The sequence below is a fragment of the Acinetobacter sp. AB03 genome (assembly GCF_058107045.1).
Genome location: NZ_JBUEBA010000002.1, coordinates 2,860,897 through 2,878,134 on the forward strand (window position 1 = coordinate 2,860,897; position 17,238 = coordinate 2,878,134).

At 44.3% G+C, this 17,238-nt stretch carries 12 protein-coding genes; 10 read left to right on the forward strand and 2 right to left on the reverse strand.

All coding sequences use genetic code 11. The annotated features are described in order from the left end of the window. Nucleotides 1-3: 3 nt before the first annotated feature. Nucleotides 4-3,684: an exodeoxyribonuclease V subunit gamma gene (locus ACY3FQ_RS14390; protein WP_489774248.1), complete on the reverse strand. Its 3,681-nt coding sequence runs from the start codon at nt 3,682-3,684 to the stop codon at nt 4-6. Nucleotides 3,685-3,862: 178 nt separating this feature from the next. Between ACY3FQ_RS14390 and ACY3FQ_RS14395 the strand changes: the two genes are divergently transcribed. Continuing rightward, the gene (locus tag ACY3FQ_RS14395; protein WP_004692676.1) at nt 3,863-4,405 is read left to right on the forward strand and encodes a hypothetical protein; all 543 of its coding nucleotides are present in this window, start codon (nt 3,863-3,865) and stop codon (nt 4,403-4,405) included. A 54-nt stretch (nt 4,406-4,459) separates the two neighbouring features. Here the strand turns inward: ACY3FQ_RS14395 and pap are convergent, their stop codons facing one another. Then, the gene (gene pap / locus ACY3FQ_RS14400; protein ID WP_489774250.1) at nt 4,460-5,887 is read right to left on the reverse strand and encodes a polyphosphate:AMP phosphotransferase; all 1,428 of its coding nucleotides are present in this window, start codon (nt 5,885-5,887) and stop codon (nt 4,460-4,462) included. 195 nt (nt 5,888-6,082) lie between these two features. On the opposite strand from pap, the gene ACY3FQ_RS14405 reads away from it, so the two are divergent. From ACY3FQ_RS14405 to ACY3FQ_RS14445, 9 genes are all read left to right on the forward strand, one after another. Beyond that, complete coding sequence (locus ACY3FQ_RS14405) at nt 6,083-6,787, forward strand: DUF8198 family protein (RefSeq protein WP_419274826.1); 705 nt, start codon at nt 6,083-6,085, stop codon at nt 6,785-6,787. Between the two features lie 167 nt (nt 6,788-6,954). Further along, a complete protein-coding gene (gene ubiE, locus ACY3FQ_RS14410; RefSeq protein ID WP_489774252.1) occupies nt 6,955-7,899 on the forward strand; it encodes a bifunctional demethylmenaquinone methyltransferase/2-methoxy-6-polyprenyl-1,4-benzoquinol methylase UbiE in 945 nt (314 codons plus the stop codon). A gap of 23 nt (nt 7,900-7,922) precedes the next feature. Beyond that, entirely contained in the window at nt 7,923-8,594 is a 672-nt protein-coding gene (locus ACY3FQ_RS14415) for a ubiquinone biosynthesis accessory factor UbiJ (protein ID WP_489774253.1), read from the forward strand. 12 nt (nt 8,595-8,606) lie between these two features. Further along, on the forward strand, nt 8,607-10,226 hold the full coding sequence (locus tag ACY3FQ_RS14420; protein WP_489774254.1) for an ABC1 kinase family protein: 1,620 nt from the start codon (nt 8,607-8,609) through the stop codon (nt 10,224-10,226). A gap of 161 nt (nt 10,227-10,387) precedes the next feature. Next, the gene (locus ACY3FQ_RS14425) at nt 10,388-11,464 is read left to right on the forward strand and encodes a patatin-like phospholipase family protein (RefSeq protein ID WP_489774256.1); all 1,077 of its coding nucleotides are present in this window, start codon (nt 10,388-10,390) and stop codon (nt 11,462-11,464) included. A 259-nt stretch (nt 11,465-11,723) separates the two neighbouring features. Continuing rightward, nucleotides 11,724-13,010, forward strand: coding sequence for an FAD-dependent oxidoreductase (locus tag ACY3FQ_RS14430; RefSeq protein ID WP_489774258.1), 1,287 nt, complete (start codon nt 11,724-11,726; stop codon nt 13,008-13,010). A 189-nt stretch (nt 13,011-13,199) separates the two neighbouring features. Further along, a complete protein-coding gene (gene hisIE / locus ACY3FQ_RS14435) occupies nt 13,200-13,982 on the forward strand; it encodes a bifunctional phosphoribosyl-AMP cyclohydrolase/phosphoribosyl-ATP diphosphatase HisIE (protein WP_004978775.1) in 783 nt (260 codons plus the stop codon). Between the two features lie 11 nt (nt 13,983-13,993). Next, nucleotides 13,994-15,496 carry an AAA family ATPase gene (locus ACY3FQ_RS14440; RefSeq protein ID WP_489774259.1) on the forward strand — a complete coding sequence of 501 codons (1,503 nt, stop codon included), beginning with the start codon at nt 13,994-13,996 and terminating at the stop codon, nt 15,494-15,496. 38 nt (nt 15,497-15,534) lie between these two features. Beyond that, nucleotides 15,535-16,899 (forward strand): ATP-binding protein, encoded by a 1,365-nt coding sequence (locus tag ACY3FQ_RS14445; RefSeq protein WP_489774261.1) that lies wholly within the window; start codon nt 15,535-15,537, stop codon nt 16,897-16,899. Nucleotides 16,900-17,238 lie beyond the last annotated feature (339 nt).

The window sequence follows — 17,238 nt, forward strand, 5'->3', positions numbered from 1 at the left end:
GACTTAGTCCTCAAGGCTTTGCTGATGCAAAAAAATCGGATGATATAGTTCATAGGAAAACTGCTCACAGGCATGGGCAAGTAATGCTTTGGCATCCTGCTCTTGTAGAATAAACTGCCAGTCGCGGTGTGCTTTATTGGCTTCATTTTCAGTCATTGAAAAACCACTAAAGCGACCATCTTCTTCCCACACTTTATAAATGGCGTCCATGTCCGCAATCACCATCTGTTCCTGATCATTCAGTTGCCATTCATGCGTTTTATCTTTCTCTGCAATTTTCAACAACAAGGCCGCAGGTAAAACCAAAGGCTGAGTTTGTGCATACTCCCATGCTTTCAACCAAGGTTTAAGCCATTCACGCGCCTGATTTGAACTCACACCAGTGCATAAAATGGTTCGGTCACTAAACACCACGATACGTTGATATTGCTGTCCACCCTCACCCAAATTGACATAAGCCAGCCACAGTAAATACTCCAACCAAACTTTGGCACGGCGCTTTGCCCGCGCACTAGACGCTTCTACACTGACCCATTTTTCAGCACTGTATTTGGCTAGGGTGACATTGATTTGCAAATGTTCACTCACCTTCCAGACTTGTTGGGTCGTGGCTGTGGCCTCGGGTGCATAACGTTGTAACCGTGCTAGCAAGCGCTGCTGTTCAAGCACGCTCATTTGCCAGACCCCATCTTGGACTTTACCAATCGGCAGTTGATCCATCAGAAGATTGGCATCTGCCGCTGCCTCATGTTGTTGTAAAAAATGACGGATGGCATAACGTCCTAAACCATCGAGCAGTAAAGGTTCTTGCGTTGCAGGAATCTCTTCTGGTTTTAAGTTTTCCACGCCTAAAGTCTTGAGATACAGCCTTGCAGGGAAAGTGATGTCTTGAATCCACTGCTGACTGTCGAGCACTTGAATGTCTTGCTCTAATTTTGGATAAGGCGTGTTGACCCAACTACTCCGTTGTCCTGATGCATGTTGCAATTGTTTCGCGACCTGAAACCATTGATCTTGAAAACGAATACTGTGCTCAGACTCAAAACCACGCGGATCAAAAGGCAATAAAGGATGGACATGATACAGCGATGCCAACTGTGCAGGGACAGCCACGCCATGCTGATCAACCGTTGCGTTGGCACTCTTGGTCTGTGTGTCAGGCTGCACAATAAAAGCCATATGCTGAATCAGTTCTTGCAACACTGTAGACGGATCACGGACTTCACCATCGTTGATATCAAAGCCATTATAAAATAGCCATAAGTTCTCTTGTGCCAACAACAAGGCATCTAGAAAAGCCCCTTGATCATCTTCCAAACGGGAACGATCCCCCAGTTGTGGCTTCAGCAAGTCCATCAGGTCAAAAGACAAATGCGCACTGCGGTTGGGAAACTTGCCACTGTCCAAGCCCAACATCACGATCAACTTATACGGCACAGGTCGAATCTGGCCAATTTGACTAAACGTGATCTGCCCCGTGGGTTCTGCATAGTCCAGTTGCGCTTCTAAGGTCTTTTGGATTTCTTCTAATACATAAGGCAAAGGTAAACTTAAACTGCGCAGTGCATGATGGTCGTGTTCGTCATAGAAACTCGCCAAGGTCAGCATACGTTCTTGTTTTTTGACCATCTTATACACTGTGGCCAAAGACTCGACACCTGCGGCTTCAAACTCGCGAATATCTTCCATCAAACGATTCAGCCAAGTTTCAGCAGTTGTCCGTTGTCCAGTTTCATGCGCGATCATCCACTCGGAACGGTGTTTAAAATCTTGATAAATTTCAATCAAAACACCAATCAGCTCAAAATCACTCGACTGTACTTGGGCATAGCTCAAGGTCTCGTGAAACAGCACATGTTCTGGTACAGCGACACCTAAAGCCAAACGATCTAAGGCAAACTTCAGACTATAACGATAGTCTTCATCCCCTGCGGCCAAACTGCGTTTTAAATGTTCAGCATCCAACCCACGTTTAAAGCCCGCGTTGATCAATAGCTCCGCCATCCGCTCAATCATATTCATGTCTAAGCCATAACGTTGCTGCGTTGCATTTAAACTGAGCCAATCGGCAAAGTCCTCAATACTGAAACGCCCCCGTACCAAGACCATCCGTCCCAACACAGCACGCCATGCATTTAAGGCATCGAGCTGAGTCACGCCAGCTAGCTTAATCGGCAAATAAATACTGTCTTTACTCAGTTGATGGCCCTTTTGCAAAGCCTCACGCTCATGGGGAGGAGGTGCAAAAACACTGCGAATAAAAGGCTCTAGCTCAGTCAAACTAGGTGTCAACACTAAAATATCACTTGGACGTCGCGGTGCATCAGCCGTGCCCTGAGCCAACCAATGCGTCAGTTGATCTTTGAGGACTTCAAGCTGTCTGAGGCTGGAGTGACAGACATGAATCTGTATCGAATCATCTTGTTTAGCCAAGGCATACTGATGCTGCGTAGGTTCTACCAAATACAGTACATCAGACTGAATTTTACCGAGTAAAGTTTCTGGGTATTCATCAACAAAGATATCGGCCCATACGCCATCTTCACCTGAAGAAAGGCTGGAAAGTAAAGAGAAATGGTCGCGTGCTTGTTTACCAAATCGAGTCAGTAAAGGATGGCGAGACTCTCGGGTTTCTGCATTAAAATTGAGGGTAAACTCATCAAAAAACTGCTGAATCTCTGCATCATTGGCATTTGGATTTTTTTCAATAAAACGCTGCTTTACCCGTGCGTCATAACGCGCTTTCCAATTGGGATCGACACTGTCCGCCCAGTACTCTTGTGATGGGTTATAGTGAAAAATAAAGATATCGAGGTATTGCCCCAATCGATGCAAAAACTCCAATTGCTTTGGCGGTAAATCTAAAACAGTAAACACCACCAACTGCGCAGGCAACTTTTTCAGTGCAGCGTCTCGGGTCTCTGCTTGATCGAGTAAGTTCCAAAATGCAGTATCAATACGCTGAATTTGTTCAAAGTCAGCATGGAATACCACTTGCCAGAGCCAACGCTGCCATGCTTCCAATTCATGCGCTTGATTAAGCTGAAAAGCACTGAGTTCTTGCTGAGTTTTAAAAAACATCTGCTCCAAATCGAGCGGCTGGTTTTTACCCCATGCTTGCAACCAATTGGTCTGGCAACGGCAATTTTGCGGTGGACAACCTTTGGTGCAATGCCCACGATAGTCCATATAAAAACTAAATAACCGTGAAACCTGCTCCGCGACCCAATACAGCATGCTTTGCTTTTTGAGCTGTTTATCGATGCCTTGTTGCAAACGGTCAGCACTGGCATAGATCCGCTGAATGATCGGATACAACGGATGAGTAACCTCTAAAGGATTCAGCTCAGCTTGTATAAATTCTTTTAAGGCTTGAAAGACACGCCATTTAATAATCAGTCGCGGAATATTGGCTTTACGGACCTCATCTTTTTGATCGACCAAAACCCACTGATAAGCCGACCATTGAAAACCACGAATACGATGATGAAACTGCGTGTTGGCACTGATGCCCTGCTGCTCAGCCAACTTTTGTGTTAGCCAGGCCTCAACCGCAGGCGAAGGTACAATAAAGTGCTGTGCTTGCAACACTTGAAAGGCATTTTTGGCCGGTTTAAAGACGGTTTTTTGCATGGCTTGCAACAGAACATCAATACGCTGACTTTGTATTACGTGTATTGCCATGTTTCCCCTCAAATGACCGTCTTATAAAAAATCTACAAAAGCACACAGATTATTGACTATACTTCTGGTTCTGTCTATGTCACTTTGATGACATATTTCTATTTAAAATTTGCTTTAAAATACGCACTTTAAGCAAAACTAGAATCAATGTGAATCAGGATATTTTAGGGTTTAGAAGATGAAATTAGAGCATATTCCAGAAAAAATTGATCCCTCTTTAAATTTAGAACAAATCCGCGAAGAATGTTTGGACTTAGTCAAAAAGCGCGCCTATTTTTCCGCAGGTGCTGCGGTTATTCCAGTCCCTTTCCTTGATGTGGTGATTGATGTGGGCATATTGTCGCAGTTGATTCCCGAAATTAACGCCCGCTTTGGTTTAACCCCAGAGCAAGTCAGTGTCTACGACCCAGAAACCAAGCAAATACATTGGTCAGAACTTCGTAAACGTGGCGTGGAGTTCTCTGGACTGGTGGTGGCACGTACAGCCGTGAAGAAATCACTCAACAACATGGCAGCCAAATACATCACCAAACAAGTCACCAAATTCATCCCCTTAGGTGGACAAATGATTGCGGCCAGCTTGGGTTATGTCGTGATGAAAAAAATTGCGGAAACCCATGTGGAGGAGTCGTATAAGCTCGCCAAAGGCATTCAACTGAAACAAGCCGCTGAACAAGGTGTGCCTGTTGCAGCGCCAGTGACCCAAATTCCCTTAAGTTAAAGAACTAAATCTGCCTCTATAAAAAACGGTCAAATGACCGTTTTTTTAAGTTTTTTAATCCGTGTCGCGATCCGCTTTGAGCTGTTTTAAAATTGCCCTTAAGACTTCAATTCGGGCCTGTTGTTTATCATTGGTGGAAATAATATACCAAGGCGCATAGCTGGTGTCGGTATGCGCAAACATATCCGCGGCTGCCTTTAAATAGTCATCCCATTTGTCGCGATTGCGCCAATCTTCTTCGGTAATTTTAAAACGTTTATGCGGAGTACTTTCGCGGGCTTTAAACCGCGCTGCTTGTTCATCTTTATCAATCGCCAGCCAAAACTTAATCAGCACGGTTTGGCTGTTGCTAAGGTTTTTTTCAAAACGATTGATTTCCGCATAAGCGCGTTGCCACTCTACCTCGGTTGCGAAGCCTTCTATCCTCTCTACCAAAACGCGTCCATACCACGTCCGATCAAAAATAGTGATGTCATCCGACTGCAATTTGCTCCAAAAACGCCACAGATAAGGACGGCGTAACTCATATTTTTCAGGTGCTGCAATGGTATGAATTTCATATTCTCGCGGGTCGAGCTTTTTCACAATACGCTTAATCGCCCCCCCTTTACCCGCAGCATCCATACCTTCAAAAGCGATCACCACTTTACGGTCATCACAGCGCATGGCATCGGCCACTTGTTTGGTGAGTTTTTTTAACTCTGCTTTATAGTTTGCATCCTCAGCTTGAGGGACTTCAAACTGAGTCAGAATATCTGGTATTGGTGCTTGCTGCCATTTTAGCGCGGCCTTTTTTTCATGCTCTGGACAGTGTCGCAGCGCTGTTAAAATTGCTTGTGCAAAATTGTGATTACGCAAATCTTCATCTTCACCATCAATGATTTGCCAGTCATCGGTGAAGCGCGTACGTAGCTTTTGTAAGGTGTCATATTGTTTTTTATTGCGCCAGTCTAGCCCATGCAACTTATGCCAATGCACTTCGCTCGGGTCCATATCATCCAGACGCTTTTGCAGAGACTTCCACGACAAATCGAACCAAACTTTTAAGACATCTACGTTGTTGTTTTTTAAGTCCTGTTCAAAAGCCCGCATATTGCTGACGTATTCATCAAACAAAGTGTCGTCCAAAGGCTTTGAAGCATGCATGGCCGTAGCCAACAAGTCCCCATACCAGTTACCAAACCACACCATAATTTGCCCTTCGGCAGGTACAAATCGAGTATAGGGCTGCCAAAAAGGCTGTTTTAGATTAAACAGGTGCGGTGGATCGGCTTTGACATATAAAAAACGCGGATCGACCCATTCGCGCAGCTGTTTCACCGCTTCGCCTTTACCCGCAAGTTCGATTCCACTGACCAAAATCACCAAACTTTTTGCATTGCTCTGATCACGGGTATTCATCAACGCATATTGCGCTTCAATTAAGTCCAGTGAAAGCTGTTCTTCGTTCAGCACTGTACTGGCGATCGTTTCTGTATCCATTACCCCTCCTTTTTTCTATTTAATCAGATCACTAGATCCTAAAAGATGATGGTCTAGATGATTTTCACACGCATCTTTTGACTACTTCTACATCAAACTGACCACAAATAAATAGTTTTTTTGTCACTTTGTCATAGCGAGTTCCGTCATCACGCACTAAGATTTAGCTATCTTTAAATAGAACTGAGACAGCAAATGTCCAAACTCGCCGCCCTCGATGAGCTTTTAGAACAGTATTACCAATTGCATTATCATCAAGATTCGGTGCTCTTCCAACGTTTACAAGATGTGCAAGTCTGGCAAAAACAACGGATGCAGCGCACGCATAACCGTGCTTTCGCAGAAAAACAGAACCTCTTGATGGCCGAGTATTTTATCAACCGTTTATATGGTGGCCCAGATTTTGACGCTTTGGCAGGACAAATTGCGCGCTTGAGCAAATATGCGCACAAAGCGGAGAAATTAATTCCTGAAAATGCTATTAAAACAGGCACATCGGGCGTTGAATTGGCGATTTTGGCCGTACGACTGGATGAACAAGTGGCGATACAGCTCCTCAAGGAACATCATCCTAACGAGCCTTTAACCGACGACTTAATGCGCCAAGCCTATTTAAAACTGGAACAAGGCGAAGAACGCTTGAAACAGCTGTATTTACTTGACCAACTCGGTAAAAATCTCGATAAATACATGCGCTCTTTTATGGTCTATACCGCTTTTAAGATGTGTAAAGGGACGGCCAACAAATATAACTTCAATGTCATGTATGAATTTATGCAGGATGGCTTTTTGGCCATGAAACCGCTAAAGTCAGCAGAGAAATTTGTGAAAGACTTTACTGCAGTGGAACGTCAAATTATTGACAAAGTCCATGCAGGGCATTTGTATCCTTTTCAGTAAATTTCAACAAATGACTTGATAAAAATAAGCCAACAGCAGCTTTGCTCTGCTGTTTTTCTGTATATTATTCAGCACAATTGCATGATGGTTACTGTACAACGTCCTAGAATCTGTCATCATGCATGCACTGCAACATTTACCCTATTGCTATGTTAGGAGTGACTCCCATGTCGAATGAAAATCAAACGCCTACCGCTACTCAAGAGTCGGCACAAAATACAGACAAAGTGAGTCCATTTTTAACTGAACCATTACCCCAAGGCACAGCGCAAGGTCAGCAAAAATCATTACAACAACAGTTGACTGATACCCCAGTGACGGGTTCTGTACCCAAATACAATCTTCCTCGTGGTGCCAACACAGGTAACGTCGGCAGTACCACACACTTTGGTTACCAGACAGTGAGCAGTGAAGATAAAGCGCAAAAAGTGGCGGAAGTTTTCCACTCGGTTGCCAGTAAATACGACATTATGAATGACTTGATGTCTTTTGGTATTCACCGTCTATGGAAACGTTTTGCGATCAATATGTCAGGGGTTCGTCGTGGTCAACGCGTATTAGATATTGCTGGCGGGACAGGCGACTTGGCTAAAGTGTTTAGCCGCGAAGTTGGCCCTACAGGTCATGTAGTACTTTCAGACATTAATGAATCGATGTTGAATGTGGGTCGAGATCGTTTAATCGATGCAGGCTGCACCAATGTTGACTTCGTATTAGCCAATGCTGAAACCCTCGATCCATTTGAAGACAACAGCTTTGACCTACTCACGATCTCGTTTGGTCTACGTAATGTGACCGATAAAGATGCAGCACTTGCAGCGATGTACCGCGTGCTTAAACCAGGTGGTCGCCTACTGGTATTAGAGTTCTCTAAACCTGTGTTTGAACCATTTTCAAAACTGTACGATCTATATTCGTTCACTGCACTGCCGATCATGGGCAAAATTATTGCCAATGACTCAGAAAGCTATAAATATTTAGCCGAGTCCATTCGTATGCACCCAGACCAACGCACGCTAAAAGGCATGATGGAAAATGCAGGCTTCCAAAACTGTGACTATCACAACCTGACAGGCGGTATCGTTGCTGTACACCGTGGTTTTAAACTTTAAAATTAAACGTTTAAGGGCAAATTATGTGGTCGATTCTGGCACTCGGTGCAATTGAACGATTAATTCATCATGTGATTAATTTGGATGCGATCACTCGCATCCAGCTCAATGAACTACAAGGCAAGATGTTACGTGTGGTGATCGCGTCCCCGCAACTGTCTGTAGATGTGTTCTTTGACCAAGCCAAAGTGCGCTTAGAACCTACCGTTACAGGGCATAGTGAAACAGCGTCCATTTTCGAACAACGCCCTTTTGACCAAGCTCAATCTCACACCCCAGCAACCGCAACTTTAACGGTAGCCAATGTGGTTGAGCTGCTCAAGCTATTACTGGCAGATGATGTCGGTACTATCCCACTCCAAGGTGATTATCACCTTCTACAGGATATTCAACGGATTATGCAACACGCTGAGCCGGACTTGGCTGCGTATTTAAGCCCGTGGATTGGCCCAAGTTTGGCGCATGAATTGGCCAAAATTCAGCTGACACCAAAACACATCAAACAGGCCTTACAAAGTCATTTGTTTTTTGCTGAAGATGCCTTGAAAGAAGACAGTGGTCTATTTGCCCCGCGTTGGCAAATGGATGATCTGCATCAAGATACCCGCATTTTTAATCAAAACTTAGATCGTGCCGAAGCCAAAATTCAACAACTTCAAGCACAGATTGACACTCAAGACTCAACTCAAAACTAGGTATTTACATATATGATTCCGCACGTTTCACGTTTACTCGAACTTTGGCGCATTGCCGCGCACTATAGACTCGACACGTTGTTTCCTGCGGAAGAATTGCCTGAAAAAGCGCGCCATGCGCTGGGTGTAATTCGTATGCACCCTGCGGCATGGTCCAGTCGTGAACGAAAAAACCCACTGAAGCTCAAACAAGCTTTAGAGGAAATGGGACCACTGGCGATTAAAATGGGACAACTGCTGTCTACTCGTCGTGACCTGATTCCACCTGAAGTGCTACAACAACTGGTTCTACTCCAAGACCGTGTCAAACCCTTTGGTTCTGATGTCGCGAAAATGCGCATTCAAGACTCACTGAAAGCAGATGTAAATACGCTGTTTGCACGCTTCGACGAACAACCTTTGGCAGCAGCCTCGATTGCTCAAGTACATACAGCCGCTTTACATGATGGGCGCGAAGTGGTGGTGAAAGTCACCCGTCCCGCTATTCGTAGTCAAATTTTACAAGACTTTGAAATTTTAGAATGGTTGGGCGATTTTCTTGAAAAACGCCTAGAAGCCGCGCGTGCACTACACTTATCTGAAATTATTCAGGACTATCGTCAGGTCATCTTAAATGAACTGGATTTGACCTTAGAAGCCGACAATACCCGTCGTATGCGCCATTACTTTACAGGCTCAAGCATGATGTATGTGCCTGAAGTCTATATGGATAGCAAAGACGTGATGGTGGCTGAACGCATTACGGGCGTTCCCATTTCAGACATTGAAACCTTTGAAAAGCTGGGGATGGATCGTAAAGATCTGGCGGAAAAAGGCTTAACCATTTTCTTTACCCAAGTCTTCCGTGACAACTTTTTCCATGCCGACATGCATCCGGGCAATGTCTTCGTTGAAACACTAAACCCAAGCCAACCACGCTATATTGCACTAGACTGTGCCATTATGGGTGAGTTGTCGAAGCACGACCAAATGACCGTGGCACGTATGCTGCTTGCGGTCATGAACAGCGACTTTATGCAACTGATTCAAATCGTGCATCAAGCTGGTTGGATTCCACCGGGCACAGACCAAGATGCACTAGCACGTGAAATGCGTCGCACGGTCGGGCCAATGGTGTCCAAACCTATGCATGAATTGGACTTCGCGGGCATTTTGATTCAAGTGATGGATATTGCACGACGCTTCCATTTGGAAATTCCACCACAGCTGATGCTGCTGCTTAAAACCCTCGTGCATGTTGAGGGTTTAGGTACAGACCTTTACCCAGAGCTGGACATTTGGAGTTTGGCAAAGCCAATCCTGACCGATTGGATCAAAGCGCAAATGAATCCACAGAAGAACCTAAAAGAGCTGGGACAAAAAATTCCGGACTTACTTTTAGGGGCACAAGACTTCCCGACGCTGTTGGTCGATAGCTTAAATGGTCTCAAAAACCAATCAGTTTGGCATGCTAAACAGCTCAATGAACTACAAAGCATGCGCCTGCAAATGGAACATCAGCAAAAGCGCAGTTGGATTTTTGGCAGTCTCATGGCCATTTTGCTGTCGATTGCGATTATCTCGCCTTGGTTTATTTCAGTGATTTTAATTGTACTCACCAGCTTACTGGCGGTGTGGCGCGTGTTTAAATAGACGCTTTCTGCTGTATTAAAAGCCTGAGTCTCTCAGGCTTTTTTATGTTTAACTTTTAAGTATAAAGTGACCTCAAAGTCATTATTGGATCACTTTTGCCAATGCGCTCATTCTCTCGCCAGTTAAAATGACAATATATATTGTCTCTTTGAATGATAACGATGACTCAAATCCTGCATAAACACCCTCCAGCTTTAAGCATTCGTGCAGGTAAATTAGCACGTCAACTCATTCAAAGCGAAGGCTTACAAGCTGAGCAGGTCGATATTGTGCCTGGCGCCGCAGGTGGGCCCAAAGGTATCGGGATTCAAGGTTTAGACCAAGCCATTTTTGGTGAATTCTTTGCTCGTGCACCGCAAAGACGGACTTTGATTGGTTCGTCCATTGGCAGTTGGCGCTTTGCCAGCATCTTAGCGCACGGTGCAAAAGCAGGTACCGAACGTTTAGGTGAACTCTATACCAACCTCTATTTTGACAAAAAAATGCAGCGTCAAGAAGTCAGTGATATTTGCCGTGGCATGCTGCTTGACTTGGTGCAAGGCAAAGAAGCGGAATTGGTCAATCATCCCGATTACCACCTCGCGGTACTGTCAATTAAGGCTCAACACATCTTCCAAAGTGACCAAGTTCTCCCGCTCTTGGCCTCTGTGGCAGGTATCATCGGCACAACCGCTGTTGCGCGAAAGCATAGTCGCCACTTTATGCAACGGGTGATTAGTCAGCCCAGTAATGGTAAACAATTTAAAGTGGAAGATGATTTTCCCACTCATTACCACAGTCTCACCGCTGCAAACGTTCTGCCTTGGCTGATTGCCTCAGCTTCTATTCCAGGTGTGATGGCCGCAATTCGCGATATTCCAGATGCACCACAAGGTAGTTATCGTGATGGTGGTCTGATTGATTATCACATCGATCTGCCTTTTGAGAGTCAAGGCATTGTGCTTTATCCACACTTTACGGACAGCATTACGCCGGGGTGGTTTGATAAGCTGTTTAAACGTCACGCCAATCCTGAAAATCAAGCCCGTACGCTACTCTTGTCTCCGTCCCAAGACTATTTACAGAGCTTACCTTTAGGACGCCTGCCCGATCGTAAAGATTTCACACTCAAAGGGCTCGACCAAAAACAGCGCATTCAAATGTGGAACCAATGTATTTCTGAAAGTCAGCGCTTAGGTGATGAATTCTTGGAAATGTTGGAAAAACAGCATTTTGCACAGGTCATACAAGATTTATAAACAAAATTTGCGCATGAATGTAATCTTGTTTAATCTGACCAAATAAAGAAAAATCGAGATTACATTTTTTCTATGCTAACAATAATTTTAAGTGAACAAAAAAAATATGGTCAAGTCATTGAATTACAAAATGAATCGTGGAAAAAATGTGATTGCAAGCTCGTTAGAAGATTTCATTCAAATCAACATCGACCAATTAAAAAAATCTGATGATATTCGTTACGCATTCATTTTAGACAATGGTTAAATCATTCGATCTATGATTTCTAATCACCCGCCCCACTTCGCCATCATCGGTGCTGGAACCGCAGGGTTAGCCACTGCGATTTTACTGGCTCGACAAAATATTCAAGTCAGTATTTTAGAGAAAGCCTCAGAACTCGAACCTGTCGGCGCAGGACTGTTACTACAGCCTTCTGGTTTAGCTGTTTTTGAGCATTTAGGCCTTTTAGATGAGGTTTTAAGACTGGGTGCAAAAGTCACTGGGCTCAAAGGTCAGTTACCGAGTGGAAATTTACTGGTCAATAGTCATTATCAACAAGCGCATCCTGATTTTTATGGTGTAGGGATTCATCGAGCAACGTTATGTCATGTTTTAGAAAATAAATGCCGTGAATATCCAGAACTCATTACGTGGTATATGAATACCGACATTCAAACATTAGAAGAAACATCTAATCAAGTCCGAGTTTTGGGTACAAAAGGTGGTGAATCATTTGATCAAGCTTTTGATGCTGTGATCATTGCCAATGGCGCACGTAGCCTTTTAAGACCGAAAGAATGGGTAAAGGTTGATCAAGCTTATCCTTGGGGAGCTAAATGGACAATTGTTCCCGAATGTCTTGAATTAGATACAGAAATTTTACATCAGTTTCATGACCGCTCTAAAATGATGATGGGCATCTTACCGACAGGTACAGTGCCACATGAACCCAAGCAAAGACTGTCGAGTGTATTTTGGAGTCTTCCAAGCCATCAGCTAAATAACTTTCTACACAATTCACAAGCGCATTCCGACTGGTTAAACCAAGTGTCTAAACGGTGGAAACCAGCTGCGGATTGGTTAGAACAAGTCATTGCCCAGCCTGAACAAAAATCACAATGGTTGACTGCAAATTATCGTGATGTGGTGCTGTCTAAGTTTGGTGAGGGTCGTATTGGTGTGATTGGTGATGCAGCACATGCGATGAGTCCACAACTGGGGCAAGGTGCAAATATGGCCCTTTTAGATGCATGGGCTTTGGGACAAGCGGTTCAAAGCGCAAGAAAAAATGAAGCCCTTGATTATGTCCAACTCTGGCAAACGTATCATCAACACCGTCAAAGTTCGACGGCGTTCTATCAATTTTTAAGTCGTTTACTCACACCACTTTACCAATCTGACCTCTGGTGGGCAGGTGGTTTACGTGATTTTAGCTTTGCTTGGATGTATCGAATTCCCTATTTCCGTAAAGAAATGGCGGTGACGATTTCAGGTCTAAAATTAGGCATGTTTAGTCAAATGAACTATCGGGATATTGCAAAACAAAACAATCATTCTGTGTAGAATGCGATGACCATCATCGTCATCCGCTTTGGATGGGTGACTGATGGTTGAATTTCTAAAATATATCAATTAAGCCGCTGTGAGATAACTGTAGAAAGTTTCTCCTCTATTCTGTTTAAATCACGTAGACTATAGCGCGCTACGTTAACATCGTAACACTCTCAATATTTATTCGCTTGGTGAAATCTTATGAACAATTTGCAATGGCTCGATGAAGTAAAATTTAACGAACAAGGTTTAGTCCCTGCCATTGCACAGCATCACCAAACGGGACGTGTCTTGATGGTTGCATGGATGAACCGTGAAGCTTTGGCTTTGACGGCTGAGAAAAACCAAGCCGTATATTTCTCTCGTTCACGCAACAAGTTATGGCACAAAGGCGAAGAATCTGGGCATTTTCAAACCGTACATGAAATTCGTCTCGACTGCGATGCCGATGTAATTGTGCTGCAAATTGAACAGCACGGCGGAATTGCCTGTCACACAGGGCGTGAATCATGCTTCTACCGTAAACTCACGCCAAATGGCTGGGAAATTGTGGATGCACAGCTCAAAGACCCGAACGCGATTTATGGCGAAAAATCGAAAAATCCACATACATTGGCAATGAATGCCTCAACGGCTCAGTCTGAGCAAGTTGAAGTTTTATCCTACCTCGGTCAAATGATGGCTGAGCGCAAAGCGGCGGATCCAGACTCATCTTATGTCGCAAAGCTGTACCACAAAGGTCTCAACAAAATTTTAGAAAAAGTCGGTGAAGAAGCGGTTGAAACCATTATCGCGGCTAAAGATTTTAAATCTGAAGCCAATGAAGACCATAAAAATGATTTGATCTATGAAGTGGCAGATCTTTGGTTCCATACGATTGTGGTTTTAGGCTATTTCGACTTAGACCCTCAAGTGGTTCTTAATGAATTGGCACGTCGTCAAGGGCTTTCTGGTTTGCTTGAAAAAGCCAACCGCAGCCACTAAGTTTATTGCCTGTGTCGAATATCATCAAACCGAGCGCGACTTATGAGCAAGCCATTGCCATTGATAACGCGCGTCTGGGCAAATCGTTTAAAGTAATTGCTTATGCAGGCACAGGTAAAACCACCACACTGCAAATGATTAGCGATGCCATGCCACAAAGACGTGGCATGTATTTAGCGTTCAACAAAGCCATTGCCAGCGAAGCGCAAACGAAGTTTCATGGCAATGTCGACTGCCGAACCTTCCACTCGCTTGCTTTTCGCAGTGTTCCACGTGGAGTGACGGACAAACTTCGTCTGCCTCGTTTAAGTCCGAGTTTTATCGCCAAAGAATACCGCCTTGAACCCATCACCTTAAGACGGATGATGGGCGGACGTTATGAAAAATATGTATTGATGCCGTCACGCTTGGCCAGCCTTGTGGCGAATGCAGTGAGTCACTTCTGTTCAACCAGTTCTCAGTACCCAGCACCGCGACATTTACAAACACCGAGCTGGTTACACCCTGATGATATCGATTCACTACAAAAACACCTCTACCCTGCCATTGAACGTCGTTGGTTAGAGTCTATCGATCCAAACCATCAGGCTGGGATTGGTCACGATATTTATTTAAAACTGTGGGCGCTGTCTGAACCCAATATCCCAAGTGACTATGTGTTGTTTGATGAGGCACAAGACGCTGATCCACTGATGTTGGGCATCTTACTGAAGCAGCGTAATACACAAGTGATCTATGTCGGAGATGCACACCAACAAATTTATGCATGGCGCGGCGCAGTCAATGCCATGCAACAACTGCCTTTGCCTGAGTCCCGTCTCACCACCTCGTTCCGTTTTGGTGAAGAGATTGCATTGCATGCCAATGCCATTTTAGGCGCCTTGAATGAAACCGTGCCGCTCATGGGCAACCCTCTGCTCAACTCCAAAGTGGTCAACAAACCTCATACCAAAATGCGCGATGCGATTTTATGTCGCACCAATGCGCGCGCTATGGAACTGTTGCTCTCAGGATTGGTCCATGGCGACAAAGTCAGCTTACAAGCCGACCATGTCAAACTGAACCGCTTTGTCGATGCCGCAGCGATGCTTAAACAAGGTAAGCGCGTCACCGATGTGCCGGAACTGGCCTGGTTTAATTCTTGGCATGATGTACATGAATATTGCGAAACCAATGACGGCAGTGACATCAAGCCTTTAGTAAAATTGGTAGATGATCATGGCACCGATCCACTCAAAAAAGCCCTCGCGAAGATTACGCCGATTGAACAAGCCGATTATATTATTTCCACCGCACACAAAGCCAAAGGCTTAGAGTGGAACCGCGTTCACATCGAAGATGATTATCAGTTTAAGGTCTACGACAAAGACCATAAAATTAGTGATGAAGAGTTAAGACTGCTTTACGTGGCCTGTACACGTGCTAAAGTAAGTTTAAATATCCATCACATTTACGATCTGATGCAACAGCTGAAAAAACAAATGCCAAGCTCATTACGTAAAGTTGCTGGATAGTCGAATGTAAAAATAGTCACAACCGCTGCGGGTGTTCTATGAAAATTCAATCGATTCACCTGAAACACATCCTGCATTTTGCTGACATTAAAGTCGATTTTTCTTATCACGATAAACCCGTCACTTTAATTTTAGGCGATCAAGCCTCAGGCAAGACCTCAATCTTACGTTTTAGCTATCAGGCTCTGACTTGGTTTGCGGCCCGTTATAAAGATTTACGCTCTGCAGGTGTGGTGATGTTAGATCACGACATTATGCTGAACCGCCTACAGTCCAAAATTGATATTCAAGTTGCTGTGCCCGCTGAGTTGTATGCTCTCAAACCTACGGCAGCCGACACTGCGACCGAACCCTATACATGGCAACTCTACAAAACCTTAAACCAACAAGGTATTGGCATCAGTCGAGTTGAAACATTGGAACTCGAACAACTGGTCAATCTATATCAGCAGGCAACATTACAAGATCCGCTGCAAGGTTTACCGTTGATTGCGTATTATCCTGCGGAACGTTTTGTCAATGAGATGAATATTCTCAGCAAGAACAATCCCCTGATTTTCCAACATGCACATGCCTATGAAATTTCAGCTATTCCCTATACCACCTTTGCACGCTTCTTTGAGTGGTTTCGTGAAATCAGCGATATTGAAAATGCGCAAACTGCACAGTTTTTACAAACGATATTGCATCAGCCTAAAAGCATGCCACCCGATATCCCCTTAAGCTATAAACTGGCTCAGGCTCAAGCACACATCCAGTCACCCAGCCTACAAGCGCTTAAGCAAGCGTTAGCAACCGTTCTGCCCGAAATAGAAGATCTTTATCTGCAATATCATCCCAAGTTACAACTGATGGTGCGCTACCATGGCAACAGCATGCTCTATCAACAGCTGTCCAATAGTATTCGTAACTGGGTAGCGCTTGTTGGCGATATTGTGCGACGTTTATGCCTACTCAACCCTGAAAGCCTGTTCCCGTGTTTAGAAGGTGACGGCGTACTGTTGATTGATGCGATTGATCATCAATTGGATCAAAATATGGCGCAAGTCATTTTAAAACGTTTAAATCAGGCTTTTCCTCGACTACAAATTATCGCCTCAGGCAACCGAAGTGAGTTGCTGGAACAAGCCAGCGAGTTTCAATGCCTTAAACTGGAAAATAAGCAATTAAGTCCGATCCAACTCGAACCACTGCAACATCAGTTCGATGTGATTTACCAAAACCTTGCCAATCATGAAGCGACGAGTGGAAGCACCGAACCAATTGCGGCTGAACCCCAAGATTTAAGTGTGGCTGAATTATTCACACAGATTCAACAGCAACTTTCGCCCGAACAGCAACAGCATTTGATCACTTTACTCAGTGCTGAGGATGATACCTCATCGGCAAATCCATTAACTTAGCCTGCTTCATCAGCATCACTCTTTCAACCCTCAAAAGCAGGCGACCAATGGTCGCTTTTTTACATTTATTGCACTGAGAAAGTACCTGTCATCCACCAAGAAATGACCATCACGCGTATAATGTTTTGCGTCAGCGCAAAAAAGATTGATGTTGTTTTAGTCATGTTATATGATCGGTTTTACTTGCAAATTTCTAACTGAAATCGGATTTTGCTATAACGTTTCATGAGTTGCGCAACACAACTTCATTATTTTTAAATTTCACATTGGCTTTCAAGATTGAGACTCTTGGGCTGCTCTTTGCAGTCCTGTAATCCTTGAAAGATGAGATTCACCAAT

Bases quoted from the DNA above. Each gene is read 5' to 3' on its own strand.
- ACY3FQ_RS14430 (WP_489774258.1), top strand. From the start codon at position 11,724: ATGATTTCTAATCACCCGCCCCACTTCGCCATCATCGGTGCTGGAACC.
- pap (WP_489774250.1), bottom strand. From the start codon at position 5,887: ATGGATACAGAAACGATCGCCAGTACAGTGCTGAACGAAGAACAGCTT.
- ACY3FQ_RS14425 (WP_489774256.1), top strand. From the start codon at position 10,388: ATGACTCAAATCCTGCATAAACACCCTCCAGCTTTAAGCATTCGTGCA.
- ACY3FQ_RS14415 (WP_489774253.1), top strand. From the start codon at position 7,923: ATGTGGTCGATTCTGGCACTCGGTGCAATTGAACGATTAATTCATCAT.
- ACY3FQ_RS14390 (WP_489774248.1), bottom strand. From the start codon at position 3,684: ATGGCAATACACGTAATACAAAGTCAGCGTATTGATGTTCTGTTGCAA.
- ACY3FQ_RS14395 (WP_004692676.1), top strand. From the start codon at position 3,863: ATGAAATTAGAGCATATTCCAGAAAAAATTGATCCCTCTTTAAATTTA.
- ubiE (WP_489774252.1), top strand. From the start codon at position 6,955: ATGTCGAATGAAAATCAAACGCCTACCGCTACTCAAGAGTCGGCACAA.
- ACY3FQ_RS14405 (WP_419274826.1), top strand. From the start codon at position 6,083: ATGTCCAAACTCGCCGCCCTCGATGAGCTTTTAGAACAGTATTACCAA.
- hisIE (WP_004978775.1), top strand. From the start codon at position 13,200: ATGAACAATTTGCAATGGCTCGATGAAGTAAAATTTAACGAACAAGGT.
- ACY3FQ_RS14420 (WP_489774254.1), top strand. From the start codon at position 8,607: ATGATTCCGCACGTTTCACGTTTACTCGAACTTTGGCGCATTGCCGCG.
- ACY3FQ_RS14445 (WP_489774261.1), top strand. From the start codon at position 15,535: ATGAAAATTCAATCGATTCACCTGAAACACATCCTGCATTTTGCTGAC.